This is a genomic window from Enterobacter genomosp. O (assembly GCF_001022965.1).
Lineage (GTDB): Bacteria > Pseudomonadota > Gammaproteobacteria > Enterobacterales > Enterobacteriaceae > Enterobacter > Enterobacter cloacae_L.
The window spans coordinates 40327-55799 of sequence record NZ_LECZ01000022.1 but is presented as its reverse complement, the minus strand read 5'-3'; the positions used below and the strand labels follow the sequence as shown (position 1 = coordinate 55799).

The following is a 15473-nucleotide window of genomic DNA, read 5'->3' as shown; positions in this document are numbered from 1 at the left end:
GGAGTTGTCATGTCCCGTCCTGTACTGGCCCAGCTGAACCTGCAGGCCCTGAAGGATAACCTGCAAATTGTTCGCCGGGCAGCACCTGGTGCGCGCGTGTGGTCGGTGGTGAAAGCGAATGCCTACGGCCACGGTATTGACCGTATCTGGAGCGCGCTGAGCGCCACCGATGGCTTTGCGTTACTGAATCTGGAAGAGGCCATTCTGCTGCGCGAGCGCGGCTGGAAAGGGCCCATCCTGCTGCTGGAGGGGTTCTTCCACGCCGACGATCTGCCGCTGCTGGATAAGTACCGGCTGACCACCAGCGTTCACAGCAACTGGCAGATTAAGGCGATCCAGGATGCGAAGCTCCATGCTCCGCTGGATATCTATCTCAAGGTCAACAGCGGCATGAACCGCCTGGGCTTCCAGCCCGAGCGGGTGCATACGGTCTGGCAACAGCTGCGTGCCCTGAAGAACGTGGGTGAAATGACGCTAATGGCGCATTTTGCCGACGCGGAAAAACCGGACGGTATTGCCGATGCCATGGTGCGCATTGAGCAGGCGGCAGAAGGGCTGGATTGCCCGCGCTCGCTGTCAAACTCGGCGGCAACGCTGTGGCACCCCGAAGCGCACTATAACTGGGTGCGTCCGGGCATCGTTCTGTACGGCGCGTCGCCCTCAGGCCAGTGGCAGGATATCGCCAACAGCGGCCTGAAGCCGGTCATGACCCTGCGCAGCGAAATCATTGGCGTGCAGACGCTGAAGGCCGGTGACGCGGTGGGCTACGGCAGCCGCTACCGGGCAACGGGCGAGCAGCGCATTGGTATCGTGGCGGGCGGCTATGCTGACGGATACCCGCGCATCGCGCCGACCGGGACGCCGGTCCTGGTAGATGGCGTCCGCACGGGGACGGTGGGCACTATATCAATGGATATGCTGGCCGTTGACCTCACGCCATGCCCACAGGCGGGCATTGGTTCACCGGTCGAGCTGTGGGGTAACGAAATCAAAATTGATGACGTGGCGGCCGCGGCGGGAACGGTAGGGTATGAACTGATGTGCGCGCTGGCACCGAGAGTGCCAGTTGTGACAGTGTAACTTGTCAGTGTGCCGGGTGGCGGCTTCGCCTTACCCGGCCTACAAGGCACGTAAGCATAGGCCGGGTAAGCGTTAGCGCCACCCGGCAAAAAAACCGCTACTCCACGTCCTCTTCCCTCGGTCTCAACCCCACCTTCCGCACCGCGTTATCTTCTTTTTCGGCAACGGTCCAGATCATCCCGGCAAACTCCACCTGGTCTCCCACGACCGGGGCCGCGCCGAGACGCTGCTGGATGATTTCGCCCAGCGTTTGCTGGTTATCACCGTCTTCAGCGCCCTCATCCAGACCGTAAATCAGCGCCACATCCCCAAACCTGGCGCTGGCTTCAAGAATAAAATCGCCGAAGAAACGCTGGTCTAGCGCCACCGGCGGCGACTGGCTGAACAGCTTGCCCAGCGCGGGAAGGTCTCGCTCGCGGCCAATCACGCACAAAATATCCCCTTCGCGCAGGCGGGTGCTGCCGGTAGGGTGCAGCAGGACATTGTCGCGGAACAGGGCGGCAATGCGCGTTTCGGCCGGCATGTGCAAATCGCGCAGCGAGGCCCCCACGCACCATTTGTCGGCGCTCAGCTGATACACGAGCTGCTCCCACGGGTTTTCAGGGTGAATATCGAGCCCGACGCGGGACACCGGCCAGCCCACGGGAGGGACCACTACTTTGGCTTTTTTCGCCGCCCACCCGAGCGACGTGCCCTGGAAGAGCAGCGAAATCAGCACCACGAAGAACGCCACGTTAAAGAACAGCCGCGCGTTATCCAGACCGGCCATCATCGGGAAGACCGCAAGAATAATCGGCACCGCGCCGCGCAGGCCCACCCAGCTGATAAAGATGCGCTCGCGCAGGTTGAAGCCGCGAAACGGCAGCAGGCCAGCAAATACCGACAGCGGACGGGCGAAGAAGATCATCCACGCAGACAGCAGCAGCGCCGGAATGGCAATCGGCAACAGGTCCGATGGCGTAACCAGAAGCCCCAGCACCAGGAACATGCCGATTTGCGCCAGCCAGGCCAGGCCGTCGAAGTTCTGCAAGATGGCATGGCGGTTACGAATAGGGCGGTTGCCCATCAGGAACCCGCAGAGATAAACGGCGAGGATACCGCTGCCGTCCAGCGCCGTGGTAACGGCAAAAATAAGAATGCCGCCGCTCAGCGCCAGCAGCGGGTAAAGCCCCAAAGGCAGCGATATGCGGTTGATCGTCTGCTGTAGCAGATACCCTCCCGCCAGGCCGATGAGGATCCCCAGGCCGAACTGCTGCAGGATATGCCACGCAAACATCCAGCTCAGCCCGGTTTCGTGCTGCTGAATCATCTCGATCAGCGTGATGGTGAGAAACACCGCCATCGGATCGTTACTGCCGGATTCAATCTCAAGTGTGGAGCCTACGCGTTCGTTAAGCCCTTTACCGCCGAGCAGGGAAAACACGGCTGCCGCATCGGTTGAGCCCACGATGGCGCCAATCAGCAAGCCTTCCATGATATTAAGATGGAAGAGCCACGCGGCCATCATCCCGGTGAGGCCAGAGGTAATCAACACGCCGACCGTGGCGAGCGACAGCGCGGGCCCCAGGGCAACGCGGAAGGAGCTTGCCTGGGTGCGCATCCCGCCGTCAAGCAGGATCACGGCCAGCGCAAGGTTACTCACCATATACGCGAAGGGGTAGTTGTCGAAGGGGATACCGCCGATGCCATCAATACCGGCCAGCATGCCGATGGCAAGAAAAATAACAAGAATTGGTATGCCAAGACGCGATGAAAATGAACTTAATAAAATACTGCTGGTTACAAGGACCGAACCCAGAATGAAAAGGCTGATTATCGCTGCGGCATCCAATGTTCTCTTACTCCCACCTCAATGTTAACGCTGTTACTAAAACCCTAACATATTAACGACGGCAACAGCGTTTTATTAAGCGGGTATAACGGCTTTTTTATGCCTTTATGACAGGATGGCCGCTGATGGTCAGCCGGCTGCCTGAATCATTATGAACCAGGGAGGCGTGCGCCCCCAGCGCCAGGGTCACGGTTTGCTGCTCATGACCAAAATCCAGACCGGTGATGACCGGAATATCCAGCCGCGAGCGAACGAAGTCGACCATGGTTTCAAGGGTGTAACCCGCGTCATAATCATTCGGCGCAGAGCCGCTAAAGCTGCCCAGCACAATCGCGGACTGGCGCTCAAGAATACCGGCATGATAAAGCTGCAATAGCATGCGCTCGACGCGGAACGGATGTTCGTTAATATCTTCCAGCACCAGAATGCCGTCCTCGATGTGCGGCATCCACGGCGTTCCGATAAGCGAGACCAGCATCGCCAGGTTGCCGCCCCAGAGCTGGCCTTCACACTCCCAGTGTGGTCCATTTCCCTGCCACTCCACGCTGTAGGTTGAATTGCGCAGCGCGCGCCAGAAATGTTCTACGGTAAACGTATCCAGCTCCGGCGCGCCGAAGTTGCCGGCCAGCATCGGACCGCTGAAGGTGATGACGTTATGCAGGGCCAGCAGCCCAAGCTGGATGACGGTGAAATCGCTGTGGCCGCAAATCAGCAGCGGATCCTGCTGCTGGCGCTGTGCGAGGCCCTGCCAGTCAATGCTCTCCAGCAGCCGGCTCGCGCCATATCCGCCGCGCACCGCCAGAACGATCTGGTTTTCACCCTTCAGGTTCACCAGACTATTGATATCATTCAGCCTCTGCGCTTCAGTGCCGGCAAAGCGCTGCTGGCGGCGGGGGATAATTGTCTGATTTTCTACCTGATGGCCGGATTCCAGCAAACGCTGAACGCCCCGCTGCGCCGCGTCCTGGTTAATGCAATAGCCCGACGGCGCGATGAGATGAAACTGAGACATGGCAATTCCTTGCTGAATGAGAAACTAATTGTCTATATCATGCCGCTTAAACGCCGCCTGCTTCAAGGGGCGGCGCACTGCGATGACCGGCTATAAGGATAGATGACGTGAAATTGAGATGGTTTGCTTTTTTGATTGTGTTGCTCGCTGGCTGTAGTTCAAAGCATGATTATCAAAATCCGCCCTGGAATCCCGAAGTGCCGGTAAAGCGGGCCATGCAGTGGATGCCGATCAGTGAACAGGCCGGAAAGGCCTGGGGCGTCAGTCCGCGTCTGATCACGGCGATTATTGCGGTCGAGTCCGGCGGTAATCCCACGCTTGTCAGCAAGTCCAACGCGGTGGGGCTGATGCAGCTTAAAGCGTCAACGGCGGGCAGAGAGGTTTACCGCTACATGGGCTGGAGCGGCCAGCCGTCGACCAGCGAACTGAAGAACCCGGAACGCAACATTTCCATGGGGACAGCCTATCTGAGCATTATGGAACATGGCGTGCTGAAGGGGATTGAGGACCCGGAGGTGATGCAGTACGCGCTGGTGGTCTCTTACGTTAACGGTGCCGGTGCTTTGCTCAGAACCTTCTCCTCCGACCGCAAAGAGGCGATAGAAGAGATTAACGGCATGGACAAAGACGAGTTCTTTGAGCATGTCGCGAAAAATCACCCGGCACCACAGGCACCTCGTTATATCTGGAAAGTACAGAAAGCGATGGATGCCATGTAATGCCGCAGACGGGCGGCGGTCACGCTGCCCGATTTTCCCTACAGAACTTTATTTGCGCGTTCGCGCGCCTCTCGCTCCAGCGAATAGATAATGCGCTGAAGTTCACGCTCTGCACCGGGTCCGACGTTCAGGAAACGGAAACTCAGGCGCGGCGTGGTGATGGTTTCATTTTTGCTATCCACGACGGTGCGATCGCTGATGGCAATCAGCTGTGCATCGAAATAAAAACGCCCCCAGCCGCCCATATCCAGTTCGATTTGCGTAAAACGCATGCCTTCTACCAGTCCGTCAGGTTTCGGCGTATCCATCAGCGCGCCCATACCGCCCAGCGACAGATCGAAGAGGCGAAAGCGGATCTCTTTTTTGTCCGGCATTTTGGCCTTGCAAAAATAGGCGGGGTGAAGCGGGGCGCTGATGCGGAAATATTCACGGCGCTGGACAAACCAGAGATTGGTGGGAAGCGGGGTAGCAAAAGCCGGGAGTCCCTGGTATTCGCTCAGTTCCAGCCGCGACAGAACAAACTCCACTTTTGCTCCCTGCGTTTCGGCCATCACCGCGACATTCTCCGCTTTCAGCGCCGCGCGGTTTTCATGCTCCTGGCTGCCTAAATCAATTACCAGCCGCTCCTGCGAAGCGTCAAGGATCTTGCTGATGAACTGATTATTCGACCAGCTGATGCGCAGCGGCACTTCGCCTTTTTGCAGGTCGCGTAATACCCCTAATACAGCCAGCGGATTTTGCTTGAGGAACTGCTCACTGTAATGACTCACGCCGGATGGCTCCTTGATTGATGACAGACTGTCTTAGCGTTATCGGCAATCTGTAATGAAACTTAATACAAACCGGTGAGTTTTTTTTGCCTGTTTACGCAAAGATAAGTCGGTGAGATGAAAATGATTTTCCGGCGATGACCTATACTTACGTTAGTTGCGCAGAAGGTTTTCTGCGCACGCGTTAAACCTGCAAGAGGGCATCGCTATGGGTATCATCGCCTGGATTATCTTTGGTCTTATTGCTGGCGCTATCGCTAAATTGATCATGCCGGGAAATGATGGCGGCGGCTTTATTTTGACCTGTGTACTCGGGGTCGTTGGTGCGGTTGTGGGCGGCTGGCTGGCGACGATGTTTGGCTTTGGAGGCAACATAAGTGGTTTTGACCTGCACAGTTTCCTGGTCGCTGTCGTGGGTGCCATTGTTGTGTTGGGCATATTCAGGTTACTGCGACGAGCATGAAATGACATAAACGGCTCTCTGCGGAGGGCCGTTTTTTTTGCCTGAATATTGATTTGTTAATCGAAATGATAATAATTGTCGTTCCGTATTGCATCCAACAACAAGACGACATTATGAATACCTCACGTTTCACGCTATGCGCCCTGGCAGGCGCCGTCACGCTGGCATTGCAGGTCCAGGCGTTTGCCGAAGAATCCACCATCGTCGTCACGGGCTCAGAGCTGGGCAGCGCGCTGCCGGCCTGGACAAACAGCGCCACGAAATCCGCCGTGGCCGAGAGCAAAACGCCGCAGGTCATCACAACCCTCTCTGAGCCGGAAATTGAAAAGCGTCACGCGAATTCCGTGAACGAAATCCTGCGCTATGCCCCGGGCGTTTCGACGGAGGTGCGGGGAAATACCTCCTATATGAGCGAATATAAAATTCGTGGCTTTACCGTCGACCAGGAGTTCTACAACGGGCTGCAGCTGCCCTATAACGTCACCGGCAATACCAAAGCCCGCATCGATCCGCTGTTGATTGACAGCGTGGACATCCTGAAAGGCCCTTCATCGGTCCTTTACGGCGGCGGCTCGCCGGGCGGTCTGGTAAACATCCAGAGTAAAAAACCGCAGCGGGAAGCCCGAACCGAGATCGGCGTTAACACCGGAACCCGAAACCTGAAAGAGGGCTATCTCGACTCGACCGGGCAGATTGCCGACAGCGACTGGAACTACCGTCTGCTGGGTAAGGCCACGGAAAATGACGACCAGCCGCACACCACCCGGTATGAAAACTACCTGGTTGCCCCGTCTGTCACCTGGCAGCCCGACAGCAAAACTCGCCTCACCCTCGATGCGCTGGCGCAAAATACCCCAAGCCTGACGCCGTCGAACCCGTTGCCGCTCGCCTATCTGCGCTCGAAATACGCGGGCAAGCGCGATTACGCCGGCGATGAGTGGAGCGGGTTTAAGCAGCGGCAATGGATGCTGGGCTACAGCTTTGAACACGAGTTTGACAGCGGCTGGGGCTTTAACCAGAAGGCGCGCTATTTCGACGTCGACACGCATCAGCGCAGCGTTTATGCAACGGGCGCGGGGAGCGAGGTTTATCAGCTCAACCGCTTTGCCTACACCACGGATGAAGATCTGAAGAGCTTCAATATTGACAACCAGGTGACCAAAACCGTTGCGCTGGGCGAGTGGAAACACCACCTGCTGGCCGGGTTTGACTATCAGAAGCTGAACTCCCATTTCCACTACCGTTACGCATCTGCCACGCCGGGCATTGATATGCGCAATCCGGACTATTCGCAGATCGACGATAGCGCGCTGGGGCTCTATACCGCCCAGAAAAACCGTCTGAGCTATCAGCAGAACGGCTATTACCTGCAGGATCAGGTGGAATTTGGCGGCTTAAATCTGCTCGGTAGCCTGCGCTATGATGATTACCGCTCCGTCACCACTAATTATCTGCAAAACGGTGACAAGGCCTGGGTATCGCAGGATCGCGTCACCAAACGTCTGGGCGCGCTTTACGCCTTCGATAACGGCATTTCGCCGTTTATCAGCTATTCCGAAGGTTTTGCGCCGGTGTCGCCGCAGGGCACGCTCGTGGCGAAAGACGTCAAGCCCACCACCAGCAAGCAGGTGGAAGGCGGGGTGAAATACCTGCTGGCGGATTACGCCACCACCTTTACCGCCTCGGTGTTTAACATCCGTCAGAAAAATGTCGTCACCTCCGATCCGGGCTTCCTGAACTATCGTCAGACCGGGGAAGTGGAATCCAAAGGGGCGGAACTGTCTGCCATCAGCCGTCCGACGGACAACCTGACGCTGATTGCCAACTATGCCTACACCCACGCGATCAATACGGAAGATGACAAGTACAAAGGTAAACGCCCAACGCAGGTGCCGGAGAACGCCTTCAACCTCTGGGGGGACTATACCTTTGAGAACACCGCGCTGAAAGGGCTGATGCTGGGTGCAGGTGCACGCTACACCGGGCCAATGGAAATCTCTCCGGCTAACGATGCGGGTAAACTGGGCGGCACCACGCAGTACGATCTGTCAGCATCCTACCGGATGGGCGAAATACTGCCTTCGCTGGCAGGGCTAACGCTTAAAGCCAGCGCGCAGAACATCACCAACAAAGAGACGCTGACCTGTTACGACGCGACAAACTGCTGGATTGGGCGTGACAGAACGTATCAGCTCGGGGCGAGTTACAGCTTCTGAGCAAAGCCCTGTGAGTCCAAAATGTAGGCCGGGTAAGGCGTAGCCGCCACCCGGCAATACACTTACTGCGCCGCAGCTTTCACCGGCGCAGCCTCATCATTCGCCGCAGGCTGATTTTCCGGCACGCTGTCGCACGGTTTCTCTTTCGGGCAGACCAGGTCAAGCATCTTCAGCGTCACGCCGTTGCTCCAGCCGAACCCATCCTGCAGCGGATACTCTCCACCGCCGCCACCGGTACCGGTTGTCGACACGTCATACTTCTCGACCAGTTTCTTTTCGCGATCGTAGGTATGCTGAACGTTCTTCAGGAAGCGCCAGGTCACATCCATCGCGACCTTATCTTTCCCGTAATTCTGCAACCCTTCCGTCGCCACCCACTGCAGGGGAGCCCAGCCGTTTGGCGCATCCCACTGCTGGCCGCTGTTGACGGTGGTGGTCGCTATCCCGCCCGGCTGCAGCAGGCGTGATGAGGTTGCCGCGGCGACTTTATCGGCACGATCCTGCGCTGCTGCCTTCACGTAAAGCGGGAACAGGGCTGCCGCCGTGAGCTGATTGCGGACGTTCTTGTTCTTCAGATCGTAATCGGCGTACCAGCCCTCTTTATCATTCCACAGGTGGCTTTCGATGGCTTTCTGGCGCGCGGTAGCCAGCGCCTCGTATTTGCTGGCGCTGGCGGCATCGCCGCTCTCCTGGCTTGCCCGCGCCAGCAGTTTTTCCATCTTGAACATCAGGGCGTTCAGATCCACGGGGACAATGCTGGTGGTCCGGATGGTGCCGAGTTTTTGCGGGTCATCCATCCAGCGGGAGCTAAAGTCCCAGCCCGAAGCTGCCGCCGAACGCAAATCACGGTAGATCTCGGTCGCCGATCGGTTAGGGTTACTTTTGGCGGTATTCACATCATCAAGCCAGGATTCCGGACGCGGGGTATCGCGATCGTCCCAGTAGCGATTGAGGATAGCCCCGTCATCCAGCTTCACCACGCGCTTGTTGGCCTGGCCCGGTTGAAGGGCATCAACGCCGTCCATCCAGTAGGCATACTCTTTCTGCATCTGCGGACGGTATTTCTTCAGCGCATCGCTGTCGTGGGTCGCCAGCAGTTCAACCATCAGCGAGAAGAACGGCGGCTGGGATCGGCTCAGGTAATAGCTGCGGTTGCCGTTGGGAATATGCCCGAAGGTGTCGATTTCATAGGCAAAGTTATCCACCATGTCGCTGATTTTGTCCCAGTGGCCGCTTTCCGCCAGGCCCAGCATGGTGAAATAGCTGTCCCAGTAGTAAACCTCCCGGAAACGACCACCTGGCACAACGTAAGGCTTCGGTAACGGCAGGAGAGAATCCCATTTGTTGCTGGCTTTATCGGTGGTGCGCGTCAGCACGGGCCAGAGATCGTCAATGTGTTCACGCAGGCTTTGTCCGGCAGGCGGGACGTATTTCTCGCCTTCACCCGGCAGCGTAAAGTTCACCTCGACAAAATGGCGTAAATCAAACCCGGACTGACGACGCTGCATGCGGTAGTCGGCAAGGATCGTCAGGGGATCGCTGTTAGGCACCGCATCGGCAAAGGTTTTTTGATCGGGGAAGAGTTTGGCGCTCTGAACGTCGCTGAAAAGGGGCCCGAGCAAAATATCCGGTGAATTCGTCTGGCCAGCGCTCATCTCTTCCGCGGCGCCAGAAGCGGCAACCGCGAGCAGCGCACTGCCCAGAACCAGAGGTAAGAGGCGAGGGCGCAGCTTTTGAGGGGTTATCATTGGTGCTTCTCCTTATTCACTGAGCAGCAGTTACGCTGTCTTAATCACCAGAAAACCTTAGTCGAATATGCCGCGCTTCGCGTGTCGAACATCGCATTTTGCACAAATCCAGACTATTTACCGTTGCGCTTAATGCCGCACGTGATGCGGTGAAATATTGATATTGTGAATATTTAAAGTCGCGGGAAATAAATTGCGATCCGTTGCACATAATGTGCCCGCTGAATTCTTTCTTTTAATCATCACGATCACATAAAGCAAAAAACATAAGTTCCTGGTGAAAAAACATAATGGATCGCGGCGTCACTCTCAGGCGAAATTGTCGCTATAACAGAAACCGGTTTCATAAATGAGGAGTTACGCTATGTCAGTTGCAGAAAAAATTCCGGTCAAAGAGAAAATAGGCTATAGCCTGGGAGATGCAGCGAGTCACATTGTATTTGACTCATCAGTGGCCATTCTGGCGTATTACTATACGGATATCTATGGATTACCGCCTGCCGTAATGGGAACCATGTTTCTTCTGGTTCGTTTATTAGATGCCATTACCGATCCCGTTATGGGGGCAATTGCCGATGCGACGTCAACGCGCTGGGGGCGTTTTCGTCCATGGCTGCTGGCGATATGCGTTCCTTTTGCGGTGAGCTGCGTACTGGTTTATTCCATTCCGGACTTTACCGAAACCGGAAAAATTTATTACGCCGTCGGGGCGTATATATTTATGACCCTGATGTATACCGCCATTAATATCCCGTATTGCTCCCTGGGGGCGGCGCTCACGTCCGACCCGCGTGAAAATCTGTCGTTGCAGTCCTGGCGATTTGCCATCACCCCCATTGGCGGTGCGCTTGGCACAGCCCTCATTCTGCCGCTGGCGGACTACCTCTACCCGGGCGACAGAGCAACCGGTATCCAGGTGGCGATGGCGCTTTTTGGCGCGATCGGCTGTCTGATGTTTATCGTCTGTTTTGCGACCACAAAAGAGCGCGTGCAGCCCATCAAAGAGGAGAATCTGAACATCGCCCGCGACGTTAAAATTCTCTTCCGTAACGATCAGTGGCGCATTCTCTCCATCTATAACTTTATGATGCTGGTGGCGGTGGTGATTCGCGGCGGCGCGGTGGTCTATTACGTCAACACCGTGCTGAACAAAGGGGCGGACATTATCTCGTTCTTTATGCTGGGCGGGATGCTGGCCTCGATGTTTGGCTCCGTGCTGGCTCAGCCGTTCGGCACCCGTTTTTGCAAGGTCAAACTCTCCTTCTGGATCAATATCCTGAATGCGGCATTGGGCGTGGCCTGCTTCTGGCTGCCGCTGGAGTTCTGGGTTATTCCCCTGATCGCCCACGTGCTTATTCAGATTGTCCAGGGCGGCAACGGTGCGCTGCAGTGGTCTATGATCACCGATGCGAATAATTACGGTGAATGGAAAACCCAGCGTCGTATTACAGGTATGAACGTTGCGGCCAATATATTCGTGATTAAATTAGGCGTCGCTGTCGGCGGTGCCATTCTCGGCTGGGTGCTGGCCTGGTATAATTATGAATCCAACAGCACGGTACAATCGGAATCCGCCGTTCAGGGCGTCATTTTGCTGTTTACGCTGATCCCTTCACTCTTTTATTTACTCACCGCCTTTTCAATTAAGTTTTATAAATTAACGGAAAACGTCATGAATGGCGTGGTGAGCGATTTAAATAAAGGCGAGTTCGCTAACTCTTAATGGTTTATACCCTAAATAATTCGAGTTGCAGGAAGGCGGCAAAGGAGTGAATCCCCAGGAGCTTACATAAGTAAGTGACTGGGGTGAACGAGTGCAGCCAACGCACATGCAACTTGAAGTATGGCGGGTATAAGTAGTAAGCCGATAATTCATGCGAAGTATCGGTGAGGTTCTCTGTGTCCGTCAGGAAATAATGATTAACTCACGAGGATGGAGTCGATGAAAGTGAAAACCCTTGCACTTATTGTCAGTGCGTTTTGTACTACCGGAGCAATGGCAGCAAAAGATACTCAGCGTCTGGAGGATAAGCTGGCGCAGCTGGAGGCGCGTCTCGAAAAGGCCGAAAACCGGGCGTCAAAAGCGGAAGCACAAATTCAGGTTCTGGAAAAACAGCAGCAGACCGCAGTGGCCGCGAATCCGGTTGTCGTTGAATCCACGGAGCCTGCGACAGTGCAAACGGCACCGAAGCTGACGTTATCCGGCTACGGCGATATTAAGTTTTATGGCGACGTTGAATTTAATATGGATGCGGCCAGCAAGACCGGCAGCTTAACGTCCATGAAAACGACGGCCAATAAAGACTGGGCGCCCGGGAGCCACGAGCGCTGGGATATTAACGGTCGTTTGCTGCTGGGCTTTGACGGATATAAGCGCATGGAGAACGGCAATTTCGCCGGCTTCTCCGTGCAGCCGCTGGCTGACCTGACGGGCAAAATGAACCTTGATGACGCCGTTTTCTTCTTTGGCACGGAAAACGACTGGAAGGTGAAAGTCGGGCGCTTCGAAGCCTATGACATGTTCCCGCTGAATCAGGACACCTTCGTTGAATATTCTGGCAACACGGCCAACGATCTCTACAGCGATGGTTACGGCTACATCTACATGATGAAAGAGGGGCGCGGGCGTAGCGACAGCGGCGGTAACTTCCTGCTGAGCAAAACCCTGGGAAACTGGTATTTCGAGGTTAACACCCTGCTGGAAGACGGCAGTTCGCTGTTTGTTGACCAGCAGTATCACGGCGTGGACCTGGATAATGAAAAAAACGTCGCCTACGTCCGACCGGTCATTGCCTGGCAGGAAGGCAACTTCTCGACGGCTGTCGCGATGGAGAGCAACCTCGTCAACAACGCCTATGGCTACCGCGATGCATCGGGGAAATGGGTAGACCAGTCTGACCGCACCGGCTACGGCTTCACCATGACCTGGAACGGGCAAAAAACCGATCCGGATGACGGTATCGTGGCGAACCTGAATACCGCGTATATGGATGCCACGGACGAGAAGGATTTCACCGCAGGCGTGAATGCCTTATGGCGTAATTTTGAGCTGGGCTATATCTACGCGCATAACCAGATCGATAACTTCAACACCGCGAACTTCGACGCTGACTGCGACGGCGACTGCTGGGTGACCGATCCCGGGGATTATGATATTCACACCATTCATGCTTCATACCTGATCCCAAACGTGATGAAGATGAAGAATTTCAATATTTATCTTGGGGCGTATGCGTCCTGGGTGGAAGCCCATCCGAAAGACGGCGATGACCGAAATGACGATCGCTACGGCGGACGCGTGCGCTTTAAATACTATTTCTGATGCCTCACGCCAGTCAGACCTCTTCCGGGGTCTGGCTGGCTTCCCGCAGCGTGCCGGGCGCATGCCCGATAATCCGCTTAAACGCCCGACTAAACGCCGCCAGCGATCCGTACCCCAGCCGCAGCGCGACCGTTTCAATGGGCTGATTTTCATGGCGAATGTACTGAATGGCCAGCCGCATCCTCAGCTCGCTGAGATATTTGGCCGGGGTGGTTCCCGTCGCGGCCAGAAACCGTTCGGCAAACACGGAGCGGGAGGTACCCGCTTCTTTTGCCAGGTCCGCCACGCTCCAGTTCAGGCCGGGCTGCTGGTGCATAGCGTAGATGGCCCGGCTCAGGCGAGGATCGCGCAAGACCTGCACCCAGCCCGTCGCTTTTCCACAACCCGCCTCGACCCAGCCGCGCACGATCAGCGCCGCCACCACGTCGGCCAGCCGGGCGAGGATCCCGGCGAACCCGACCTGTCGCGTCATTGATTCACGCTCCATCGCCGCGAGCAGCGGATGAATTTCCGGCCAGGTGGACATCAGGCGGCTGACCATCATCACTTCCGGCATCGCCTTGATCAGCGGCTGCATCCCGCCCAGCTCGAAATCCATGCACCCGCTAAAGATGATGGTGTTCTCGCTCTCCGGGCAGGGCTCACAGGTAATGGCGCAAACCGAGCTGCAGATAGGTTCGCTGGGAAAGTCGCTGACCGGGGTAATGGTGGCCTGCTCGTCGGAGAGCAGGGCATGGGAATTACCGCCCGGAATAAACAGGGCGTCCCCGCTGCTCAGTTCAAACGTCGCACCGCTCTCCATTCGCAGCAGGGCGCTGCCGTGGCTCACGAAATGAAACTGCGCTTTACCGGGCGCCTGATGGAACGCAACGCCAAACGGCGAGCTGGCCTCAATCCGCCGGTATTTCACCCCTGACAGGCGCATGCCGCGTAAAAGTTCGCTGATCAAATCGGGTGACTGTACGGTCATGGCGCAACTCCGGACGAATAATCAATAAGTGGAGATTATATGTCATAGATCGTCCAGGGTGAACCTTCTATTCTTTTGCGACAGTTGTCACATTTCTATAACGGGAGAAAAACAGATGAATTCATGTGTCGCGGCGAGCGAGGCGGTAACGCCTGCAAAACCCGCCTGGCGGGCCGTCTATTCACTGGGGCTGGGGGTGTTTGGCTTGATTACAGCAGAATTTCTGCCCGCCAGTTTGTTAACGCCCATGGCCGCAAGCCTGGGCGTGAGCGAGGGAATGGCCGGACAGGCCGTGACCGCCACCGCACTCGTGGCGCTGGTGACCGGGCTGCTGATTACCCCGGCAACCAAAAGTATCGACCGCCGCTGGGTGCTGATGTTTTTCTCGGTGCTGCAAATCATCTCCAGCCTGCTGGTGGCCTTTGCGCCCAACCTGCACGTCCTGCTGATGGGGCGCCTGCTGCTGGGGGTTGCCATTGGGGGATTCTGGGCAATGTCGACGGCCACGACGATGCGTCTGGTGCCGGCGGATAAAGTGCCGAAAGCGCTGGCGGTGATCTTCTCCAGCGTATCGATTGCCACGGTGGTTGCGGCGCCGCTGGGGAGCTATCTTGGCAGTCTGATCGGCTGGCGTAACGTGTTTATCCTCTGCATTCTGCCAAGCATGCTGGCGCTCCTGTGGCAGCTCTGGGTCCTGCCGTCCATGAAGCCGGAGAGCAGCGGGAGCCTGAGCACGCTGTTCCGCGTGCTGCGTCGTCCGGGGATGATCGGCGGCATGCTGGCAACCATTCTGATCTTCAGCGGCCATTTTGCTTTCTTCACCTACCTGCGTCCGTTCCTGGAAACGGTAGGACAGGCGAGCGTAGAGACCATTTCACTGATCCTGCTGGGCTTTGGACTGGCCAATTTTGTGGGCACCTCCGTTGCCGGACATCTTCTGGCGCGTAATCTGCGCCTGACGCTGGCGCTGGTGCCGTTCGCCATGGGCGTTCTCGCCCTCACGATGGTGGCGTTTGGCCATCTGGCCATGCTGGACGGTTTCCTGGTCGCGCTGTGGGGCTTTGCATTTGGTCTGGTTCCGGTGGGCTGGTCAACCTGGCTTGCCACCACCGTTCCGGATGAAGCCGAAAGTGCAGGGGGGCTGCTGGTAGCCTCAATCCAGCTGGCGATAAGCGCCGGTGCGGCCGGGGGCGGAGCGGTCTTTGACCTCAACGGTGCCAGCGGCGTATTCGCCGGCAGCGGCCTTCTGCTGGTAACGGCAATGGTGATTGTGTTTATGGGCGTGAAGGTTAAGGCGCAGTGATCTTTTTCCCTCTCCTGCGGGAGAGGGAATTTATAGATA

The 15473-nt window shown here is 56.6% G+C and carries 12 protein-coding genes; 7 read left to right on the top strand and 5 right to left on the bottom strand.

The window, feature by feature from the left end; translation table 11 throughout:
* The first annotated feature begins 9 nt into the window (after positions 1–9).
* Positions 10–1080: a catabolic alanine racemase DadX gene (gene dadX, locus ABR39_RS03700; RefSeq protein WP_047345823.1), complete on the top strand. Its 1071-nt coding sequence runs from the start codon at positions 10–12 to the stop codon at positions 1078–1080.
* A 97-nt stretch (positions 1081–1177) separates the two neighbouring features.
* Here the strand turns inward: dadX and ABR39_RS03695 are convergent, their stop codons facing one another.
* Positions 1178–2911: a potassium/proton antiporter gene (locus ABR39_RS03695; protein ID WP_047345822.1), complete on the bottom strand. Its 1734-nt coding sequence runs from the start codon at positions 2909–2911 to the stop codon at positions 1178–1180.
* Between the two features lie 97 nt (positions 2912–3008).
* Entirely contained in the window at positions 3009–3923 is a 915-nt protein-coding gene (gene ldcA, locus ABR39_RS03690) for a muramoyltetrapeptide carboxypeptidase (protein WP_047345821.1), read from the bottom strand.
* Between the two features lie 107 nt (positions 3924–4030).
* On the opposite strand from ldcA, the gene emtA reads away from it, so the two are divergent.
* A complete protein-coding gene (gene emtA / locus ABR39_RS03685; protein ID WP_047345820.1) occupies positions 4031–4642 on the top strand; it encodes a membrane-bound lytic murein transglycosylase EmtA in 612 nt (203 codons plus the stop codon).
* A 38-nt stretch (positions 4643–4680) separates the two neighbouring features.
* Here emtA and ycgR read toward each other — a convergent pair whose 3' ends face one another.
* Positions 4681–5412: a flagellar brake protein YcgR gene (gene ycgR, locus ABR39_RS03680; RefSeq protein WP_047345819.1), complete on the bottom strand. Its 732-nt coding sequence runs from the start codon at positions 5410–5412 to the stop codon at positions 4681–4683.
* A gap of 208 nt (positions 5413–5620) precedes the next feature.
* On the opposite strand from ycgR, the gene ABR39_RS03675 reads away from it, so the two are divergent.
* Both ABR39_RS03675 and ABR39_RS03670 read left to right on the top strand, forming a co-directional pair.
* A complete protein-coding gene (locus tag ABR39_RS03675) occupies positions 5621–5875 on the top strand; it encodes a GlsB/YeaQ/YmgE family stress response membrane protein (RefSeq protein ID WP_008502662.1) in 255 nt (84 codons plus the stop codon).
* A gap of 113 nt (positions 5876–5988) precedes the next feature.
* A complete protein-coding gene (locus ABR39_RS03670; RefSeq protein WP_047345818.1) occupies positions 5989–8091 on the top strand; it encodes a TonB-dependent siderophore receptor in 2103 nt (700 codons plus the stop codon).
* Between the two features lie 62 nt (positions 8092–8153).
* Here the strand turns inward: ABR39_RS03670 and ABR39_RS03665 are convergent, their stop codons facing one another.
* Positions 8154–9839: an alpha,alpha-trehalase gene (locus ABR39_RS03665; RefSeq protein WP_047345817.1), complete on the bottom strand. Its 1686-nt coding sequence runs from the start codon at positions 9837–9839 to the stop codon at positions 8154–8156.
* 364 nt (positions 9840–10203) lie between these two features.
* Here ABR39_RS03665 and ABR39_RS03660 point away from each other — a divergent pair, with 364 nt between their 5' ends.
* Together ABR39_RS03660 and ABR39_RS03655 are read left to right on the top strand one after the other, a co-directional pair.
* The gene (locus ABR39_RS03660; protein ID WP_047345816.1) at positions 10204–11562 is read left to right on the top strand and encodes a glycoside-pentoside-hexuronide (GPH):cation symporter; all 1359 of its coding nucleotides are present in this window, start codon (positions 10204–10206) and stop codon (positions 11560–11562) included.
* Positions 11563–11781: 219 nt separating this feature from the next.
* Positions 11782–13161, top strand: coding sequence for a carbohydrate porin (locus ABR39_RS03655; protein ID WP_047345815.1), 1380 nt, complete (start codon positions 11782–11784; stop codon positions 13159–13161).
* A gap of 13 nt (positions 13162–13174) precedes the next feature.
* On the opposite strand, the gene ABR39_RS03650 is transcribed toward ABR39_RS03655, so the two are convergent.
* Entirely contained in the window at positions 13175–14131 is a 957-nt protein-coding gene (locus ABR39_RS03650; protein WP_047345814.1) for an AraC family transcriptional regulator, read from the bottom strand.
* A 115-nt stretch (positions 14132–14246) separates the two neighbouring features.
* On the opposite strand from ABR39_RS03650, the gene ABR39_RS03645 reads away from it, so the two are divergent.
* Positions 14247–15434 (top strand): MFS transporter, encoded by a 1188-nt coding sequence (locus tag ABR39_RS03645; protein ID WP_047345813.1) that lies wholly within the window; start codon positions 14247–14249, stop codon positions 15432–15434.
* The last annotated feature ends 39 nt before the right edge of the window (positions 15435–15473 follow it).